The sequence below is a fragment of the Microbacterium wangyouchuni genome (assembly GCF_054072595.1).
In genome coordinates this window covers 1-16705 of record NZ_JBSVRM010000007.1, presented here as the reverse complement: position 1 = coordinate 16705, position 16705 = coordinate 1, and the positions used below count along the sequence as shown (strand labels likewise).

The window sequence follows — 16705 nt, the reverse complement described above, 5'->3', positions numbered from 1 at the left end:
TCTTTATCTGCGGGCGAAGATCAGTTCGCGGAGTCGAGCCCGAGTAGTTCGAGCGGATGCGTCAGCCGCCACAGCGGACTCGGGCCGGACAGCTCCTCGGCCAGCGAAACACTGATCTCTTCAGCATCCACGGGGCCGGTGACTGTCAGCGTGCCGATCTCGCCGGTGCGCTGATCGGTCAGATCAAAAACCACGTTCGAGGCCGCGGCAGCGCCGTTCCACAGCACCACCTCGGCGTCGGCATCCGTGACGACATCGACGCTCGCGCCCCACGGCGTGCTGACTGCGCCGACGACCGTGCCCTTCGCGACAGCGGGGGAAGCCGCAGCCAACGAGGCCTCCACGCCGGAGAACAGCGACCGCGTCACGGCAAGTCGTTCGTCGTTGTCGCCCTGGTTCAGCACCGCGGCGTACAGGCGAACCGTTGTGCCATTGACCGTGATGTCCTTCGCGGTGAGCAGGCTCCAGCCGACGAGGGTTCCGGTCTTGATCCCGACGACACCCGGGTCCGCCAGCATCCCGTTGGTGTTCTCGACGAGTCCGGCGCCGGGCAGTTCTACGCTCGGGGTGCCGACGATCTCGGCGAAGACCGGGTTCTGCATCGCCCGCTCGGCGAGCCGCAAGAGAGCCTCCGGGGTGGCGACGTTGTCCTCATCGAAGCCCGACGGCGTCACGATCGTGATGTCATCCAAGCCGCGGTCCGCGAGCCACTTCTCGGCAGCTTCGGCGAATCGACGATCGGAACCCCAGATCTCACGGGCAAGACGGTCGATGTAGTTATTGGCTGAGCCCAGCAGCGTGCCCTGAAGCAGTTGGTATTCGTTCAGCACGCCGCCGACAGGAACATCCAGTGCCGACTGATTGGCGCGGCGGTAGTCCCAGTAATCGACGGTGTCGCTGTACCTGAAGCCGTACTCCGGCCCGGTCTCGCCCGGCTGCAGCGGCAGCGCGTCCAGCACCATCAGACTGCTGACGACCTTCGTCACGCTGGCGATCGGCACGGCGGCCGCATCAGAGGCCATCGATGAGACTCCGGCCACGCTCACACCGGCACTGCCGATGGTCGGCCAGGACACTGTCGCCGGTTCGGACGCCACCGGCTGGAAATCGGCTGCCTGCACGGTCGGTGCCACCTCGTGCAACGGCCACAGCAGCATGGTCGCCGAGTAGGCCACCGCGAGAGCGGCCAAAGCGCCCAGAGGCGGCAGCCAGGTGCGTGCCGCACCGGAGCGAAGTGCAGCCCCGGCGAGCAGATCCGGACCGGGCTCGTGCATCGTTACCGCATCGAGATCGGCTGGACGGGTCCCCGCCGCCACGGCTTCGGAATCGAGCCAGGTGAGAGCGGAACCCGAACTGCCGGCGTCAGCCCACCGCGCCTGCGGCGACGGCTCCGCCAGAGCCGTCTCGATCGCGTTCAGCTCAGCATCGAAATCGAAAAGACCGACCGGAGGTGCCGGCGGCTTTTGAGCATCCGTGGACGGTGACTGCGCAGCATCCGACAGTATCGGCGCGGAGACGGATCCCTGTTCTGTACTCTCGCTGGGCGGCTCCGTGGGGGAGTGTTCAGCATCGCGCTTGTGGGCGCGTGCACGCAGTGCTCGGCGGCTGAGCGTGCCCGTCTCGGGCGTGGCATCGTCAGGGGTCACCCATCTACGCTACCGAATCCGCTCGCACTCTGCGCTGAGTCCGGCTGCGGTTGCAGACGGGTATGATCATCAGCACAACCACGGGAGCCCGAATGTCGGGCTGAGAGGGAGCGAACCGCGCTTCGACCGTCGAACCTGATCTGGGTAATGCCAGCGCAGGGAGGAGTTCAAATGAGTACATCCATGTCCACTTCAGGATCTGTCGGATCGGCCACGTCCACAGCCACGGGATTGCGCCGCTCGGAGCTGTGGCGTTGGCGCGTCGTCGACATCGTCGTCGCCAGTGTGATCGCCGTCGCCTGCGCCGTCATCTTCCTGCTCTGGAACGTCGGCTATGAGGCACCGAGCGCGCTGCTGAAGCCGCTGCTTCCCGGCGTGCAGGGGCTTCTCGCGGGCCCCTGGCTGCTCGCCGGCGTGCTCGGCGGGCTGATCATCCGCAAGCCGGGCGCCGCGATCTACACCTCGGTCGTCGCGTCGGTCATCTCCGCTCTCATCGGCAACCAGTGGGGGCCGCTGACCATCGCGTCCGGCATCGTGCAGGGATTGGGCGCGGAGATCATCTTCCTGCTGTTCCTCTACGGCGTCTGGCGCCTGCCGGTGGCTGTTCTCGCCGGTGCCGGTGCCGGTGTGGCTTGCGGCATCAACGACCGCATCCTCTGGTACCCCGGTGCCGATGTGCTGTTCACCAGTGTGTACATCGCATCGACCACGATCTCCGGCGCCGTCATCGCCGGCCTCGGCGGATGGTTCATCGCTCGCGGGCTCGCCGCCACCGGTGCGCTGGGCCGTTTCGCCTCTGGGCGCGCGGCAACCCCGAGGGTGTGACAATCGGCACCGGTGCGACGTCGACCCCAGCCGCGCTTTCGGCGTACGGCTGGGGTTGGCGTTACGCCTCACGCCGACGCTGGGCGTTGCGCGATGTCACTCTGAACATCTCCGCCGGTGAGCGGGTTCTGTTGCTGGGCGCATCCGGATCGGGCAAGTCGACCCTGCTGCAGGCGTTCGGCGGTGTGCTCGGCGGCGCCGACGAGGGCGAAGAGATCGGCGAGCTGCACGTGGACGGCCTGCCTGCGGCACAGGTGCACGGCCGTGTTGGGATGGTGCTGCAAGACCCCGATACCCAGACGATCCTGGCGCGTGTCGGTGACGATGTGGCTTTCGGATGCGAGAACCTCGGAATACCGCGCGAGGAGATCTGGCCGCGAGTGGATGCTGCGCTCGATGCGGTCGGCCTCGATCTGCCGCGGGACCGCTCAACCGCCGCGCTCTCGGGTGGGCAGAAGCAACGGCTCGCACTCGCCGGTGTGCTGGCCATGCGCCCCGGGGCGATCCTGCTCGATGAGCCGACCGCGAACCTTGATCCCGCCGGGGTTGAGGAGGTGCGCGATGCGGTCAAGAACGTGCTGGATGCAACCGGAGCGACGCTCGTGGTCATCGAGCACCGCATCGATGTGTGGCTGCCGCTCGTCGATCGCGTGATCGTGCTGGGCGTGGAAGAGGACTCGACGGTCGTTCTCGCCGACGGCACACCGGAGGCTGTGCTCGGCGCCCGCGGCGAAGAACTTGCCGCGGCGGGCGTGTGGGTTCCCGGGCATCCGCCGGCTTCTCCGCCGGCGCCAGTCGCGGCGCCGGGTGAGGAGCTGCTGCAGGCTCAGCAGCTCGTAGTTTCACGACGTCGGGGTATGCCAGTCGCCGGCCCTGTCGATGTCGGCGTGCGCGCGGGTGAGGTGCTCGGAATCGTCGGGCGCAACGGCACCGGAAAGTCCACGCTCGGGCTGACGCTGGCTGGGCTCATCGATCCCGAAAGCGGGCGGGTCACGGCATCCGCTTCGCTGGCATCCGGTGAAAAAGCCAACCCCGGGAAATGGTCTTCTCGCGCGCTGCTCACCCGCATCGGTGCGGTGCTGCAGAGCCCGGAACATCAGCTGCTCGCCAGAACCGTGCGCGAAGAGCTGTCGATCGGGCCGCGTGCCCTTGGCCTCGATGAGGGCGAGGTCACGGCCAGGGTTGATGACCTGCTCGTCCGGTTGCGGCTGAGCGCGCTGGCTGAGGCGAACCCGTACACGCTCTCCGGCGGTGAGAAGCGACGACTGACGGTGGCCGCCGCGCTTGCCACCCGGCCGCACGTGCTCATGCTCGATGAGCCGACATTCGGACAGGATGCCGTGACCTGGGCGGAGCTCGTCGCGATCATCGCGGGCCTGCGCGACCAGGGCGCGGCGATCATCGTTGTCTCGCACGATGAGGACGTGATGAAGGCTTTGCATGCGCGTCGGATCGAGCTCGGATCGTGAGCGCGTTCGCCATTGATACCGGCCGGGTGCCGAGAACCGGGCCCATCGCTCCGCGCAGTGCACTGGCGAAGTTGGCGACGGCGTTGCTGATCAGCGTCCCGCTGATCCTTACGATCGATGTGCTGTCGGCGGCTGTCGCGCTGGTGCTGGAGATTCCGCTGCTGCTGCTCGCCGGGCTGAAAGCGCGGGAGTTCTGGCTGCGCACCGCGGTGCTGTGGATTGCCGCGCCGCTGAGCGCCGTAACGATCGCGCTGTATGGCGAGGCGAGCGGAACCGTCTATTTCGAGTGGTTCGTCATGCGCGTCAGCGATGGTTCATTGGCGCTCGCGGCGGCAACGGCGGTGCGCGTGCTGGCCATCGGGCTGCCGGCGATCGTGCTGTTCGTCACCGTGGACCCCACCGATCTGGCCGATGATCTGGCGCAACGAGCGCATCTTCCTGCCCGCTTCGTGATCGGCGCGCTCGCCGGAATGCGGATGCTCGGATTACTCGCTGATGACTGGCGTGCGCTGGCGCTGGCCCGTCGAGCCCGCGGCGTCGCCGATCAGGGGCGGATCCGGCGGGGGATCGGGATGGCGTTCGCCCTGTTCGTCCTGGCGATCCGGCGCGGGTCATCGCTGGCGACCGCGATGGAGGCGCGCGGCTTCGGCGGCCCGGCAGCGCGTACCTGGGCTCGCCCGTCGCCGTGGGACCGCGGCGATACGGTGCTGCTCATCATCGGGATGCTGATTCCCACCGCTGCGCTGACCGCCGCCGTGGTCTTCAACGCCTGGAACTTCATCCTGGGCCCCACCTCTTAACCGGCTTGCGAGTGGCCGGTTGTGGCTCAGTTTCCGCGCGAAATCGGGCCACAACTACCCACTCGCAATCAGAGGGTGTGGGTCATGTGCTCGCCATTTTGGGGGAGTGCGCGGACCTTTTCTGCAGCATCTGCGAGGGAGATTCCGGTGAAGGCCATCGGAATGCCGATCCCTGTCCATGGCGAGGCGCGATCCATGAGCTGAGCATGCACATGAGGCTCGCTGGTGTTACCCGAGTTGCCGCAGCTTCCCAGCTGCTGCCCCTCGCGAACCGTCTCGCCGACGCGAACGATCACCGACCCGCGTTGCAGGTGCGCGACCATGGCATGCACGCCATCCGCGCCGCGGACCGTGACGTGGTTGCCGATGGCGAACCCCGGCCCGCCCAGCTCCCGGAACGCACCTTCGATCATCATGTAGATCACTGCGAGCGCACTGGAGCGCGCTCGGTGATCCCGTCGCCAGTCGGATGCGCGCACCACCACTCCGTCGCACATGGCGAGCACTGGCGCGCCGAAGGCCGGATACTCCGACGGGTCACGCATCGCCGAGCCCTCGCCGAAGGTCGGACGGACCTCATCGACTGGCTCACTGACGAGATCGATCGCGTACGTCTGACCGTATGCACGAACTCCGTGACTGGGGACTTTCGACGCGGGGCTGTTCATCGCGAGCCATCTCCCGTGTACCGGAGAGGAGACCAGCACCGTCGATGAGTCGGGGAGAAAGGCGGGGGCGACGAATGCGAGCACGATGCACAGCGCCAGCACGCACACCGCGATCAGCGACAGGATGCCGCGAGCCTGACGCACGGTTTCGCCCAGAGTTAAGAATGTGGACAGAGCGACGGCGAGGAGGGTTGCGGTCGCGGCGTAGTACCCGGGCACGCGAAAGCGATAGACCGCAGCGAGCGTGTGCCTCATCGCTCGGCTCCGAGCACGCACGCCAGCAGAGGGACGATCCGCGCCGCCGGGATCTCGTAGTTGCCGCGCCCACTCTGACGCACCCATCCGGCGCTGAGCAGTTGGCGCAGATGGTGGTGCAGCTGGCCCGTCGTCCCGAGTGCCTCGATTGACGCCAGGTCAGCTGTCGCATGCACGCCGGAGAGGATGTGCCGGAGAAGTTCCATCCGAACCGGATGCCCCAACGCCGCGAACGCCGCCGCGCGCTCCGTCCATTCCGTCTCCAGCATTCCCGTGGTTCCAACGCTCTGCTGCCATGACACCGGAGCGCCGGTGGGCAGAGTCAGCGACCCCACGAGCATCACGGCACCGTCCGCGGTCGAGGGAGCATCCGCGAGACGTGACTGCATTCCGGTCAGGGCCCAGAACGCATCGCCATCAGCAGGTGATTCATCGACCGCGTGAGCGGTCTGCTGCTGAGCGTCGAGGGTGTCGACTCGTTCCGTCAGGACACGCACCGCTTCGCGCAGTGCTGCTAGTTCGTCATCCATACCGCAATAATACGTTAATACGTACTACTGAACAATGTCGGGTGGCTGCAGCTCATCGAGCGCTCGGATCAACCGTTTCGACGCGGTGGCCCGGTACGACGCATCGATGAGCTCTGCGATCTCCCGCCAATCGGTCGCCTCGTCGAGATCTATGCCGAGCCATCCAGACGGACCCAGATATGCCGGTACCCAGAAGCGGGCGTCCTGACGGAGCGCCGGCTCGTCGAGGGGATCCGGGCGCACCATGATCGCGGCATCATGAGCGACCCACTCGTCGTCGACGCGCTGCGAGCCGCCGAAATAGCAGAACACCTTCTTCGTGAAGAACGCCGGGCGCCCGTGGCTGACCTTCTCGGCGGCCTCCGGAAATGCGAGCGCGATGGCACGCACCCGGTGCAGCAACGGGTCGCCGTCCGTGAACATGAGTGGATGAGCCATCAGCTCGCGTTCCACAGTTCTCGGTAATAGGCCAGGCGTTCGCGGTCGGGTGCGACGCCGTATGCCTCGATGAGGGTTTCCTCCCAGCCGGGGCCATAGTTCCACAGTGTGCTCATCGATGCCACGGCGATATCGGCCCAACGATCGGCGGTGCCCAGGGCTGCGAGATCGACGTGCGCAAGCGGAGTGCCGTCCTCGTCGAGGAGGGTATTGGGCGCGCAGGCGTCGCCGTGGCAGACGACGAGCCGGTCGACCGGCGGCGGGTCGCGCAACACATGCGGAACGCGGATGCCCCGGGCCTCGGCCTTCGCGATGCGGGTGGGTACCCTCCAGCTCCACGGACTTTCATCGACCGGCAGCGCGTCATGCAGCATCCGCAGGCCTTCGCCGATTGCGCGCACGGCGCTGGCCGGTTCGGCGATCCACCGTGGGGAGACCGCGCTCTCGCCAGGAAGAGCCACGGTGACTAGCCATTCGTGCGTCGCATCCTGTCCTTGCGCGATCACCTCGGGAACGCGCGTCCACCGGGAGGCCCACCGCATCCGTTCCCCTTCATCGCGCATGTTCGCCTCGGAGTCGTGCGGTCCCCACTTGATGAAGCGGCCGTCGTCGCTGCGGAACGTCAGCCCGCCGATGCGGTTCGCCCACACCGGGGTCAGTGCCGCGCCGCCCGCCAGACGCATCACCTGCGCTGGTACGGCGATGTCGGTGGCCGGAATCGTCACAGTCCCACCTGCTTCCCGTTCATAACTCCTGAAGAATGGCCGCAGAAGCCGGGAAACACTGCCAGATCGGGCCGCTGCGCGTGGTTTCTCAGGAGTTGTGCGCGGGGGACGGCCATCACAGCAGCTCGCGCAGCGCCGCTTCGAGCACGATGGCGTGATTGTGCCGCTCGTCGTGGGCTGCGTAGACAAGGGTGACAACGTCGTGGTGCTTCAGCTCTGCTGCCAGCTCGCCCAGCGCCCCGGCGCTTTCATTCGCGAGTTCCGCTCGGTAATGCTCGGCGTAGACGCCCCAATCGTCGTCGGATGCCGCATGCCAGTCCTTTCGCAGTTCCGGACTCGGCGCGGTGTCCTTGGACCACAGGTCAATGGCCGCGTGCTCCTTCGAGACGCCTCGGGGCCACAGTCGATCGACGAGAACGCGGAATCCATCGGCCTGTTCGGCGGTATCGTAGGCTCGCTTGCGACGCAGTTCCATGACTACAGCCAACACCTCCCTAGGCGCAGCCGCCAGGGGTGACACTGAGAACTGCGTATGCTGGGACTCAGTTGCAAACGGTTCGAAGGAGAACGCATGCAGATCCAGGGATCTGGGGCATTGATCACCGGCGGGGCTTCCGGCCTCGGTCTGGCAACGGCTCGGATGCTTGCCGCTGCGGGCGCCCATGTCACACTGATCGACCTCCCCTCCTCTGACGGCGCGACCGTGGCCGCCGAGCTGGGCGGCACGTTCGCCGCCGCCGACGTCACGAACGTTGATGAGGTGCAGGCTGCTGTCGCTACGGCGAATGAGAAAGCACCGCTGCGCATCGTCGTCAACTGCGCTGGCATCGCACCGCCCGCGAAGGTACTCGATCGTGACGGGAACCCTGCCGTGCTCGCCGACTTCGAGCGCGTCGTCCGGATCAACCTCGTCGGCACGTTCAACGTGATTTCGCAGGCATCCGCAGTGATGGCCAAGAACGACCCTTCGACCCCGGAGCCGGTCGAAGGCTCAGGGAACGTCGACAGTGCGCGCGGCGTCATCGTGAACACTGCATCCGTCGCCGCATTCGACGGCCAGATCGGCCAGCCCGCCTACTCGGCGTCAAAGGGCGGCGTGCACGCGATGACGCTTCCCATTGCGCGAGAGCTTGCCCGCCACGGCATCCGGGTCTGCACGATCGCGCCCGGAATCATGGAGACACCGATGCTCGCCGGCCTCCCCGAAGCCGCGCAGGAATCTCTCGGGCAGCAGGTGCCGTACCCCGCGCGCCTCGGACGCCCCGGCGAATACGCCGCGCTCGTGCGGAGCATTGTCGAAAACGACTATCTGAACGGTGAGACCATCCGCCTGGACGGCGCGATCCGGATGGCTCCGAAGTAGACACTCGAACCCAGGTTCACGGAGCGCAAATGGCTCCGGATCCGGTCGAAACAGAACCATTTGCGCTCGTCGAACGGGTGCTGGGAAAAGGAGATCCGATGACACTGGCAGGAAAAACCATTCTGATGTCGGGCGGCAGCCGCGGCATCGGCCTCGCCATCGCGCTGCGCGCAGCAGCGGACGGCGCGAACATTGCGATGCTGGCGAAGACCGACACCCCGCATCCGAAGCTCGAGGGCACGATTCACACCGCCGCCGAGCAGATCCGCGCGGCGGGCGGCAATGCGCTGCCGATCGTGGGTGACGTGCGTGAGGATGACGACATCACCGAAGCGGTCATGAAGACTCAGGGCGAGTTCGGCGGCATCGACATCGTCATCAACAACGCCAGCGTCATCGACCTGTCGCGCTCTCTCGATCTCGGCGCGAAGAAGTATGACCTCATGCAGGACGTCAACGTGCGCGGGACCTTCATGCTGTCGCGCGCGGCGATTCCGCAGCTGCGTGAGGCCGAGAACCCGCACATCCTGTCGCTGTCGCCGCCGCTGAACCCGACGCCGGAGTGGCTCGGGGCACACACCGGATATTCGCTGGCGAAGTTCGGAATGACGATGGTCACGCTGGGGCTTGCTGCCGAATTCGGTGGCGACGGGATCGCGGCGAACACACTGTGGCCGCGCACGACGATCGCGACCGCCGCGGTGCAGAATCTGCTCGGCGGCGACAAGGTGATGGCCGCGAGCCGGACGCCGGAGATCTATGCGGATGCCGCGTACGCCGTTCTCACGAAGGAAGCAGCGTCGTATTCGGGCCAGAGCCTGATCGTCGAGGACGTGCTCGAGGCTGCCGGTGTCACTGATTTCTCCGGCTACGCCGCGGTTCCCGGCACTCCCGACGACCGTCTGTTCCCCGATATTTTCCTCGGCTGAGGTCGCCTGGCCCGCCGGGCCGAGATTCGTGCGTGCCGAATCCCAGACGGGGTCGGCGTGTCGAGCGACCGAGGCCGGCGACACGCCGCGACCCAGGCCGGGCGTCTGGGATCCGGCACGGCGCGGTCCGACAAGTGCGCTTCAGAACAACAGGTACGTCGCCCCCACGATTGTGAGAACGATCACGATGCGGTCGAACACCTGCTGATTCATCCGGCGTGCCAGCCGCAATCCGGCGAGGGCGCCGATGACCACGAGCGGTGCGAGGGCCGCATCCATCAACAGCACGGGCTGGGTGAACAGTCCGAGCCCTGCCAGGAACGGTACTTTCACGAGGTTCACGATCGCGAAGAACCACGCGGAGGTGCCCAGGAACACCTTGACCTGAGCCCGCGTGGCGATGAAGTACATCGACATCACCGGTCCGCCGGCATTGGCCACCATCGTCGTGAACCCGCCGAGTGCGCCGTACGCCGTCGACAGCAGCACGCCACCGTGAGCGGATGCCGGGGCATCCGTCTTCGCCTCGCGCCACCGTCGCCACAGCGTGAGCCCGATCATGATGAGCAGGATCACGCCGATCGCGCGACGGACGACTCCGTCTCCGGCGAGTGCGAGGAACCCGAACCCGGCGAGGAGCCCGGCGGCAACCGCCGGCGCGAGCCTGACCAGCGTCGGCCAGTGTGCGTGTCGACGGTAGGCGATCAGCGCGAACACGTCGCCGACAATGAGCAGGAGAAGCATCGCCGCGGTGGAAGTGCGCGCCGGCAACACCGCGGCGAACAGTGCTATGGCCAGGATGCTGCCACCGGGCAGCGCCGTCTTCGAGATGCCGATCGTCACAGCCGCGAGGGCGAGGAGTGCCCACGCCCAGGGCGGCAGATCAGGCATCGAACAGCGGGTTCAGCTGCGGGTGGCAGTGAACGCGGCGGCGAATCTCTCGGCCCGTCGGGTGAGGTCGGCCCAGTCCCCGGCCTTGATCGATGCGGAGTTTGCCAGGTCTCCGCCGGCGCCGACAGCCACCGCGCCGGCCGCGAACCAATCGGCGAGGTTGTCGGGGCTCACGCCGCCGGTCGGCATGAGCGGAGCGTCCGGGAACGGGCCGCGCAGCGCGCCGAGGTACGACGGCCCGCCGAGGGACGCCGGGAAGATCTTCACAACATCGACCCCCAGTGCCAGAGCGCCCATGACCTCGGTCGGCGTCATCGCCCCGGTCATCACCACCCGGCCCGTGTCGAGCATCGCGCGGGTGAGGTCGGGCAGGGTGCCGGGACTGACGAGGAACGCGGCCCCCGCATCCGCCGCGGCAACGGCCTGCGCCACAGTGGTCACGGTGCCGGCGCCGACATAGGCCGCATCGCCGTGGCGAGCGATCAGTTCGCGGATGACGGCCGGAGCATCCGGGGTCGAATAGGTGACTTCGATGCCGGCGACACCGCCGCGAATGATCGCGTCGGCCGCGTCAAGCGCCAGTTCGGCGGAGGGTGCGCGGAGTACGGCGAGGACGCCGGTGGTGCGGGCGCGGGCAAGACGGTCGGTCATGAGGCTCCTTCATCGGGGTGCGCTCTCATTGTCCCGGATTCACACCTGTAATTACAAGTGTGAATCAGTGTCGCCACCGCTCTTCGTCCGTGAGAGGAACAAGCGTCGGTCGCTCCGCCGTCGTGGTCACCTCGATCCGTCGACCGATCCGAGCCGACTCCATGAGCGACGTCATGATCTCCAGCACGTGCAAAGCAATGGTGCCGTCTGCGCGCCCGCCACCCGCGACGAAATCGAGCAGCCCGATACCGCGGCCGCCGTTGACGTACCCGGCACGAGGTTCGACCGGCATCCATTCCTTCTCGCGGGGCCGGCGCAACCGCACATCGCCGGAGAACTGATTCGGATCCGGCACCGAGAGTGAACCGGTCTCGCCGTGCACCTCGAGAGGCGCGGCATCCGTCGCTGCGCCGTCGAAGCTGAACGTCACGGTCGACACCGCGCCGCCGACATGCTCGAGCACACCGGTCACATGCGTGTCGATCTCCACGGGAATCTCTTCGCCCACCCGGGGTCCCGAGCCGATGCGTCGCACCGCCTTCGGCCGCGACGATACGCCGGAAACGCGCGCGACAGGGCCGAGGAAATGGATCAGCGAGGTGAGGTAGTAAGGCCCCATGTCGAGCAGGGGGCCGCCGCCTTCGCGGTAGTAAAAATCGGGGTTCGGATGCCACGACTCATGCCCTGCCGAAACCCAGGTCGCTGTCGCAGCGACGGGACGCCCGATCACACCCTCATCGATCGCGGCGCGCGCGGTCTGGATGCCGGTGCCGAGCACCGTGTCCGGGGCACAGCCCACCCAGGCCGAGCCCGCAGCGTCGATGATGCTCTGGGCTGCGGCAAGGCCCGGGGCGAGTGGTTTCTCGCCGTAGACGTTCTTGCCGCGTCCGAGAGCCGCCAGCGCGACCTCGGCGTGGGCGGCTGGCACCGTCAGATTCAGTACGGTCTGCACGCCGGGGTCGGCGACCAGTTCATCGACGGTCAGGGCGCGACAGCCCGGGATGCCCGCGGCGACTTCTGCTGCGCGTTCGACGTTCAGATCGGCGACGGCGATAATCTGCACGCCGGGGTGCGCGCGGAGCGTTTCGAGGTACTGGGCGGAGATGACTCCGAGGCCGACTATTCCGATACCGTGCGGCTCGCCCACAGCATTCCCCTCTCGATGATCGTGCGTACGTTGTCGTCGCGCAGCACCGCGGGATCGTGTCCCGGGGTCGCGACGAAGATGCGTCCCTGCCCCCATTCGCGCGTCCACACGGCCGGTGACACGATCGGTCGGTGCCACGGATGGTACGGCTGCGCCGGATGCGTCGTCGTGGCGAGCACATCGTTGAGGTCGTCGGCGAGCACCCAGTACTGCTCGGTGTTCAGGGTGAAGTCGTCCAGCCCGGCCGTGATCTCATGCGCGCGGCCGAGTTCGGTCAGCTCCACCGTGTACGGGAGGAAGTTGTCTGCTTCGCCGCCTTCGCGGGCATCCGGATGCTTCGCTGGATGAGTGGCGAACTGGCCTCCGATCAGCTGCAGGTAATCGGAGCTGTTGCGGTAGGAATCAGCGATGCCCCCATGCCATCCCGCCAGACCGGTGCCCCGCTCGACTGCCCGGCGCAGCCCCTTCAGCGCTTCGGCGGAGATCGTCGACATCGTGACGGACTGGACGATGAGGTCGACGGCATCCATCACCGCAGCATCCGCGTAGATTTCGTTGGACTCCTCGATCTGCACCTCGAACCCGTTCGCCGTCAAGAACGGCAGGAACAGCTCGGTCGCCTCGATCGGGTGGTGCCCTTCCCAGCCTCCGCGGACGACCAGTGCCTTGCGCGTGCTCATGAGCGTGCTCCTTCTACAGGGGTGTATCGGCTTTCGGAAGCGGCGCTGGTCTCGACGGCTGCGAGAACCCGCTGCACCTGGGCGGCTTCTTCGAAACTCGGATGCGGGGTGCGCCCCTCGGCGACCGCCCGCACGAAATCGACGGCCTGATGGGTGAACAGGTGCTCGTAGCCGAGGCCGTGGCCCGCGGGCCACCAGGCTCCGGCGTAGGGATGCTCCGGCTCCGTGGCGTCAATGCGGCGGAAGCCCTGCTCGTGGCTCGGCAGCGTCGCGTCGTGGAACTGCACCTCATTCATGAACGAGAAGTCGAAAGCGACCGAGCCGCGGTCGCCGTTGATCTCGATGCGGTTGGCGTTGCGGTGGCCTGCGGCCATCCGGGTTGCTTCGAAGACGCCGAGGGCGCCGTCCGCGAAGGTCGCGGTGAACGCTGCGGCATCGTCGACGGTGACGGCTTCGCGCGGCGCATCCGCACTTCCGTGTCCGCCGAGGCCCACACGCTCGTCCAGCCGCGGGCGTGAGGTGACGAACGTGCGCAGCATCGCCGAGACACCCGTGATCGTCGATCCGGTCAGCCACTGTGCGGTGTCGATGCTGTGCGCACCGATATCGCCGAGCGTGCCGGATCCGGCACGCTCGCGATCGAGGCGCCAGGTGAACGGGGCATCCGGACTCGTCAGCCAGTCCTGCAGATACTGGGCGCGTACGTGGCGGATCTCGCCGAGCCGGCCGGTGTCGATGAGCTGCTTCGCCAGGGCCAGCGCCGGGGTGCGACGGTAGCTGAACCCGCACATGCTGAAGACTCCGCGCCGGGTGGCAGCTGCCGCGGCTTCGGCCATCTGCTCGGCCTCGGCGACATCGTTGGCCAACGGCTTCTCACACAGCACATGCTTTCCGGCGGCGAGGGCTGCGAGCGCGATCTCCGCATGCGTATGGCCGGGCGTGCAGATGTCGACGATGTCGATGTCATCGCGCGCGATCGCCGAGCGCCAGTCGTCGGAGGATTCCGGTATGCCGAACTCGGCCGCGGCGAGCGCGGTGCGCGCTGCGTTGCTGCCGACGAGGAGAGTAGCGGTCGGGGTCACCGGTAGGTCGAAGAATCGTGGTGCGGTCCGCCAGGCATGGGCGTGCATCCTGCCCATGAATCCGGTTCCGATGATCGCTACGCGCAGCGCCGCCATAGATGCTCCTTCGCCGTCGATGGTGTTTGCAAAAACATTGCCAGGTGCACTGGCAGAAGTCCCAGAATTTGCGCAAAATAGATGGATGCCCTCAACCGCCCGTGTCACGCTCGCTCGCGTGGCAGCGGATGCTGGCGTTAGCGTCTCGACCGCATCACGCGCGCTTCGCGGCCGAGGCGACATGGCAGCGGATACGCGAGCCCGCGTGCAGCAGGCGGCCCGCACGCTCGGGTACACGGTTGCCGGCGAATCGCGTGGCCGTCCGCGCGGGGGGATGTCACGCGTTTTCGATCTGGTGCTGAGCGGATTCCACGACCCGTACACGGACGAGGTCACCGCGGGCGCCCGCACGGCGGCGGCGAAACTGCGCTACGACCTCGTGCTGACGACCGAGCGCGACGACCCCGATGACGACTGGCCGCAGCGGATCCGCTCGCGCGGCACAGCTGGAGTGATCCTCGGACTCATCGTCCCGACCGCGGCCCAGCTCGCGCCGATGCGCCGAGCCGGCATTCCCGTGGTGTTGCTCGAACCGCGATCAGAGGCGCCGCTGAAGCTGCCCAGCATCCGCAGCACTGACCATGCCGGCGGTGCAGCCGCGGCCGAGCACCTCATCAGCCGGGGCGCTCGCCGCTTCATCCTCATCGGCGGAACGCCGTCATACCGGTACGGGCGCGGACGCGCAGAGGGTTTCCTCGAGACGCTGGCCAACCTCGCGCCCGGCGCCGAACGGGTGCGCGCCGACGCCGACTGGAGCGCGATGGGAGCATGGCGTTCCTGCGCCCGCGCACTGTCTCAGATCAGCGGGTCGGGTCCGATCGGTCTGTTCGCCTGCACGGATGAGATGGCTGCCGGAGCGTATCGGGCGATCGCCGAGGCCGGATTGTCGATCCCGAACGACGTGCTCGTCGTCGGCTTCGATGATGTGCGCGGTGCCCGGTGGATGCATCCACCGTTGAGTACTATCCGACAGCCGATTCGCGCGATGGCGGCTGCCGCTGTTCATGCCCTCGCGGCAGCGGTCGCCGGTGCCGAGATCGATGACGAACGGATCGAGCTTCCGACCGAGCTGGTTGAACGGGCATCCACCCGTACCCCAGCCGCTTCCCACCTGTCACCGCGTACCCTGGATATATGACTGAGTCCTCCGCCATCCGCTCGACGGGTCCCGCTAAACCGCAGGTGCGTCCGCGGACCGAGGGCTGGACGCAGAAGAAGGACGCCGAGGGGCGCCCGCTGCTGCAGTTCGCGAGCCCGAAGCGCGGCAAGCCGCCCGTTCATCTTGCGGACCTCACGCCTGCCGAGCGCACCGAGAAGGTCAAGGAGCTCGGACTTCCGGGCTTCCGTGCCAAGCAGCTCTCCACGCATTACTTCACGCACTACACGTCCGACCCCGCCGAGATGACTGACCTTCCCGCCGCGCAGCGGGACGAGCTCGTCGCCGGAATGCTCCCGCCGCTGCTCACCGAGGTGCGCCGGCTGGAGACCGACAAGGGCGACACAATCAAGTTCCTGTGGCGCCTCCACGACGGGGCTCTCGTCGAGTCGGTGCTCATGCGCTACCCCGGCCGCATTACGCTCTGCGTGTCTTCGCAGGCCGGATGCGGCATGAACTGCCCGTTCTGCGCGACCGGCCAGGCGGGGTTGACCCGCAACATGTCGACGGCCGAGATCATCGAGCAGATCGTCCGCGCGAACCGGCTGATCGCCGAGGGTGGCCTCGGGGGCAAAAAGAGCGACGACCACTCGATGGAGCGCGTCTCCAACATCGTCTTCATGGGGATGGGCGAGCCGTTGGCGAACTACAAGCGGGTGATGGATGCTGTGCGCATCATGGTCGCCGCGCAGCCGGACGGACTCGGTATGAGCGCCCGTGGCATCACCATCTCGACGGTCGGCCTCGTGCCCGCCATCCGCAAGCTCGCGGACGAGAACATCCCCGTCACGTTCGCACTCTCGCTGCACGCCCCCGACGACACCCTGCGCGACGAGCTCATCCCGGTGAACTCAAAGTGGAAGGTCGACGAGGCACTGGATGCCGCGTACAACTACTACGAGAAGACCGGTCGTCGCGTCTCGATCGAGTACGCGCTCATCAAGGATATGAACGACCACGCCTGGCGTGCGGACCTACTGGCGGAGAAGCTCAACCAGCGTGGCCGCGGTTGGGTGCACGTGAATCCGATCCCGCTGAATCCGACGCCGGAATCGGTGTGGACAGCATCCACCCGTGAAGTGACGAACGAATTCGTGCGCCGACTCAACGATGCCGGCGTGCCGACGACTCTCCGCGACACACGTGGCAAGGAAATCGACGGGGCCTGCGGCCAGCTTGTGGCGACGACCGAAGACGAAGTGGCGGCCGCGGCGCTGTAACGGCCTGCTCCACCCCAACCCCCGCTCCACCACAACCCCTGCTCCGGTCGCACTTCGTGCTGCTAAAACGGCGGCGGATTCATATGGTGGGAGCAACGCTCTGATTGAAGGAGCTGTTCATGGTCACGTTGTTT

18 protein-coding genes and 1 riboswitch are annotated in these 16705 nt (G+C 67.0%); of the genes, 7 read left to right on the top strand and 11 right to left on the bottom strand.

Annotation, left to right across the window (positions count from 1 at the left end):
* Positions 1–20: 20 nt before the first annotated feature.
* Complete coding sequence (locus ACW5CM_RS12745; protein WP_457125212.1) at positions 21–1646, bottom strand: D-alanyl-D-alanine carboxypeptidase family protein; 1626 nt, start codon at positions 1644–1646, stop codon at positions 21–23.
* A gap of 70 nt (positions 1647–1716) precedes the next feature.
* A riboswitch (TPP riboswitch) is annotated at positions 1717–1827 on the top strand.
* A 2-nt stretch (positions 1828–1829) separates the two neighbouring features.
* Here ACW5CM_RS12745 and ACW5CM_RS12740 point away from each other — a divergent pair.
* Genes ACW5CM_RS12740 through ACW5CM_RS12730 form a run of 3 tightly spaced genes read left to right on the top strand, consistent with a single transcriptional unit; the run spans position 1830 to position 4740 of the window.
* Positions 1830–2471 carry an ECF transporter S component gene (locus ACW5CM_RS12740; RefSeq protein ID WP_457125211.1) on the top strand — a complete coding sequence of 214 codons (642 nt, stop codon included), beginning with the start codon at positions 1830–1832 and terminating at the stop codon, positions 2469–2471.
* Positions 2390–3940: an ABC transporter ATP-binding protein gene (locus ACW5CM_RS12735; RefSeq protein ID WP_457125210.1), complete on the top strand. Its 1551-nt coding sequence runs from the start codon at positions 2390–2392 to the stop codon at positions 3938–3940. Before ACW5CM_RS12740 ends, ACW5CM_RS12735 begins: the two co-directional genes overlap by 82 nt.
* Positions 3937–4740: an energy-coupling factor transporter transmembrane component T family protein gene (locus ACW5CM_RS12730; protein WP_457125209.1), complete on the top strand. Its 804-nt coding sequence runs from the start codon at positions 3937–3939 to the stop codon at positions 4738–4740. Before ACW5CM_RS12735 ends, ACW5CM_RS12730 begins: the two co-directional genes overlap by 4 nt.
* 68 nt (positions 4741–4808) lie before the next feature.
* Here ACW5CM_RS12730 and ACW5CM_RS12725 read toward each other — a convergent pair whose 3' ends face one another.
* From ACW5CM_RS12725 to ACW5CM_RS12705, 5 genes are all read right to left on the bottom strand, one after another.
* On the bottom strand, positions 4809–5663 hold the full coding sequence (locus ACW5CM_RS12725) for a M23 family metallopeptidase (RefSeq protein WP_457125208.1): 855 nt from the start codon (positions 5661–5663) through the stop codon (positions 4809–4811).
* Positions 5660–6193 carry an ArsR/SmtB family transcription factor gene (locus ACW5CM_RS12720; RefSeq protein ID WP_457125207.1) on the bottom strand — a complete coding sequence of 178 codons (534 nt, stop codon included), beginning with the start codon at positions 6191–6193 and terminating at the stop codon, positions 5660–5662. The genes ACW5CM_RS12725 and ACW5CM_RS12720 overlap by 4 nt, the downstream gene beginning before the upstream one ends.
* A 24-nt stretch (positions 6194–6217) precedes the next feature.
* Positions 6218–6631, bottom strand: a complete 414-nt coding sequence (locus ACW5CM_RS12715; RefSeq protein WP_457125206.1) for an MmcQ/YjbR family DNA-binding protein — start codon at positions 6629–6631, stop codon at positions 6218–6220.
* A complete protein-coding gene (locus tag ACW5CM_RS12710) occupies positions 6631–7356 on the bottom strand; it encodes a phosphotransferase (protein ID WP_457125205.1) in 726 nt (241 codons plus the stop codon). The genes ACW5CM_RS12715 and ACW5CM_RS12710 overlap by 1 nt, the downstream gene beginning before the upstream one ends.
* A gap of 115 nt (positions 7357–7471) precedes the next feature.
* Positions 7472–7831: a DUF488 domain-containing protein gene (locus ACW5CM_RS12705; RefSeq protein WP_438252805.1), complete on the bottom strand. Its 360-nt coding sequence runs from the start codon at positions 7829–7831 to the stop codon at positions 7472–7474.
* A gap of 96 nt (positions 7832–7927) precedes the next feature.
* On the opposite strand from ACW5CM_RS12705, the gene ACW5CM_RS12700 reads away from it, so the two are divergent.
* Entirely contained in the window at positions 7928–8719 is a 792-nt protein-coding gene (locus ACW5CM_RS12700) for an SDR family NAD(P)-dependent oxidoreductase (RefSeq protein WP_457125204.1), read from the top strand.
* A gap of 98 nt (positions 8720–8817) precedes the next feature.
* On the top strand, positions 8818–9648 hold the full coding sequence (locus ACW5CM_RS12695; RefSeq protein WP_438252807.1) for an SDR family oxidoreductase: 831 nt from the start codon (positions 8818–8820) through the stop codon (positions 9646–9648).
* Positions 9649–9789: 141 nt separating this feature from the next.
* Here the strand turns inward: ACW5CM_RS12695 and ACW5CM_RS12690 are convergent, their stop codons facing one another.
* The 5 genes from ACW5CM_RS12690 to ACW5CM_RS12670 all read right to left on the bottom strand — a co-directional run bounded on the left by ACW5CM_RS12690 (position 9790) and on the right by ACW5CM_RS12670 (position 14195).
* The gene (locus ACW5CM_RS12690) at positions 9790–10539 is read right to left on the bottom strand and encodes a sulfite exporter TauE/SafE family protein (RefSeq protein ID WP_457125203.1); all 750 of its coding nucleotides are present in this window, start codon (positions 10537–10539) and stop codon (positions 9790–9792) included.
* Positions 10540–10551: 12 nt separating this feature from the next.
* The gene (locus ACW5CM_RS12685) at positions 10552–11190 is read right to left on the bottom strand and encodes a bifunctional 4-hydroxy-2-oxoglutarate aldolase/2-dehydro-3-deoxy-phosphogluconate aldolase (RefSeq protein ID WP_457125202.1); all 639 of its coding nucleotides are present in this window, start codon (positions 11188–11190) and stop codon (positions 10552–10554) included.
* A gap of 64 nt (positions 11191–11254) precedes the next feature.
* Positions 11255–12337: a Gfo/Idh/MocA family protein gene (locus ACW5CM_RS12680; RefSeq protein ID WP_457125201.1), complete on the bottom strand. Its 1083-nt coding sequence runs from the start codon at positions 12335–12337 to the stop codon at positions 11255–11257.
* On the bottom strand, positions 12310–13017 hold the full coding sequence (locus ACW5CM_RS12675) for a ThuA domain-containing protein (protein ID WP_438252811.1): 708 nt from the start codon (positions 13015–13017) through the stop codon (positions 12310–12312). Before ACW5CM_RS12675 ends, ACW5CM_RS12680 begins: the two co-directional genes overlap by 28 nt.
* Positions 13014–14195 carry a Gfo/Idh/MocA family protein gene (locus tag ACW5CM_RS12670; RefSeq protein ID WP_457125200.1) on the bottom strand — a complete coding sequence of 394 codons (1182 nt, stop codon included), beginning with the start codon at positions 14193–14195 and terminating at the stop codon, positions 13014–13016. The genes ACW5CM_RS12675 and ACW5CM_RS12670 overlap by 4 nt, the downstream gene beginning before the upstream one ends.
* Positions 14196–14280: 85 nt before the next feature.
* On the opposite strand from ACW5CM_RS12670, the gene ACW5CM_RS12665 reads away from it, so the two are divergent.
* Both ACW5CM_RS12665 and rlmN read left to right on the top strand, forming a co-directional pair.
* On the top strand, positions 14281–15333 hold the full coding sequence (locus ACW5CM_RS12665) for a LacI family DNA-binding transcriptional regulator (RefSeq protein ID WP_457125199.1): 1053 nt from the start codon (positions 14281–14283) through the stop codon (positions 15331–15333).
* Positions 15330–16571, top strand: coding sequence for a dual-specificity RNA methyltransferase RlmN (gene rlmN / locus ACW5CM_RS12660; protein ID WP_439256472.1), 1242 nt, complete (start codon positions 15330–15332; stop codon positions 16569–16571). The genes ACW5CM_RS12665 and rlmN overlap by 4 nt, the downstream gene beginning before the upstream one ends.
* Positions 16572–16705: the final 134 nt, after the last annotated feature.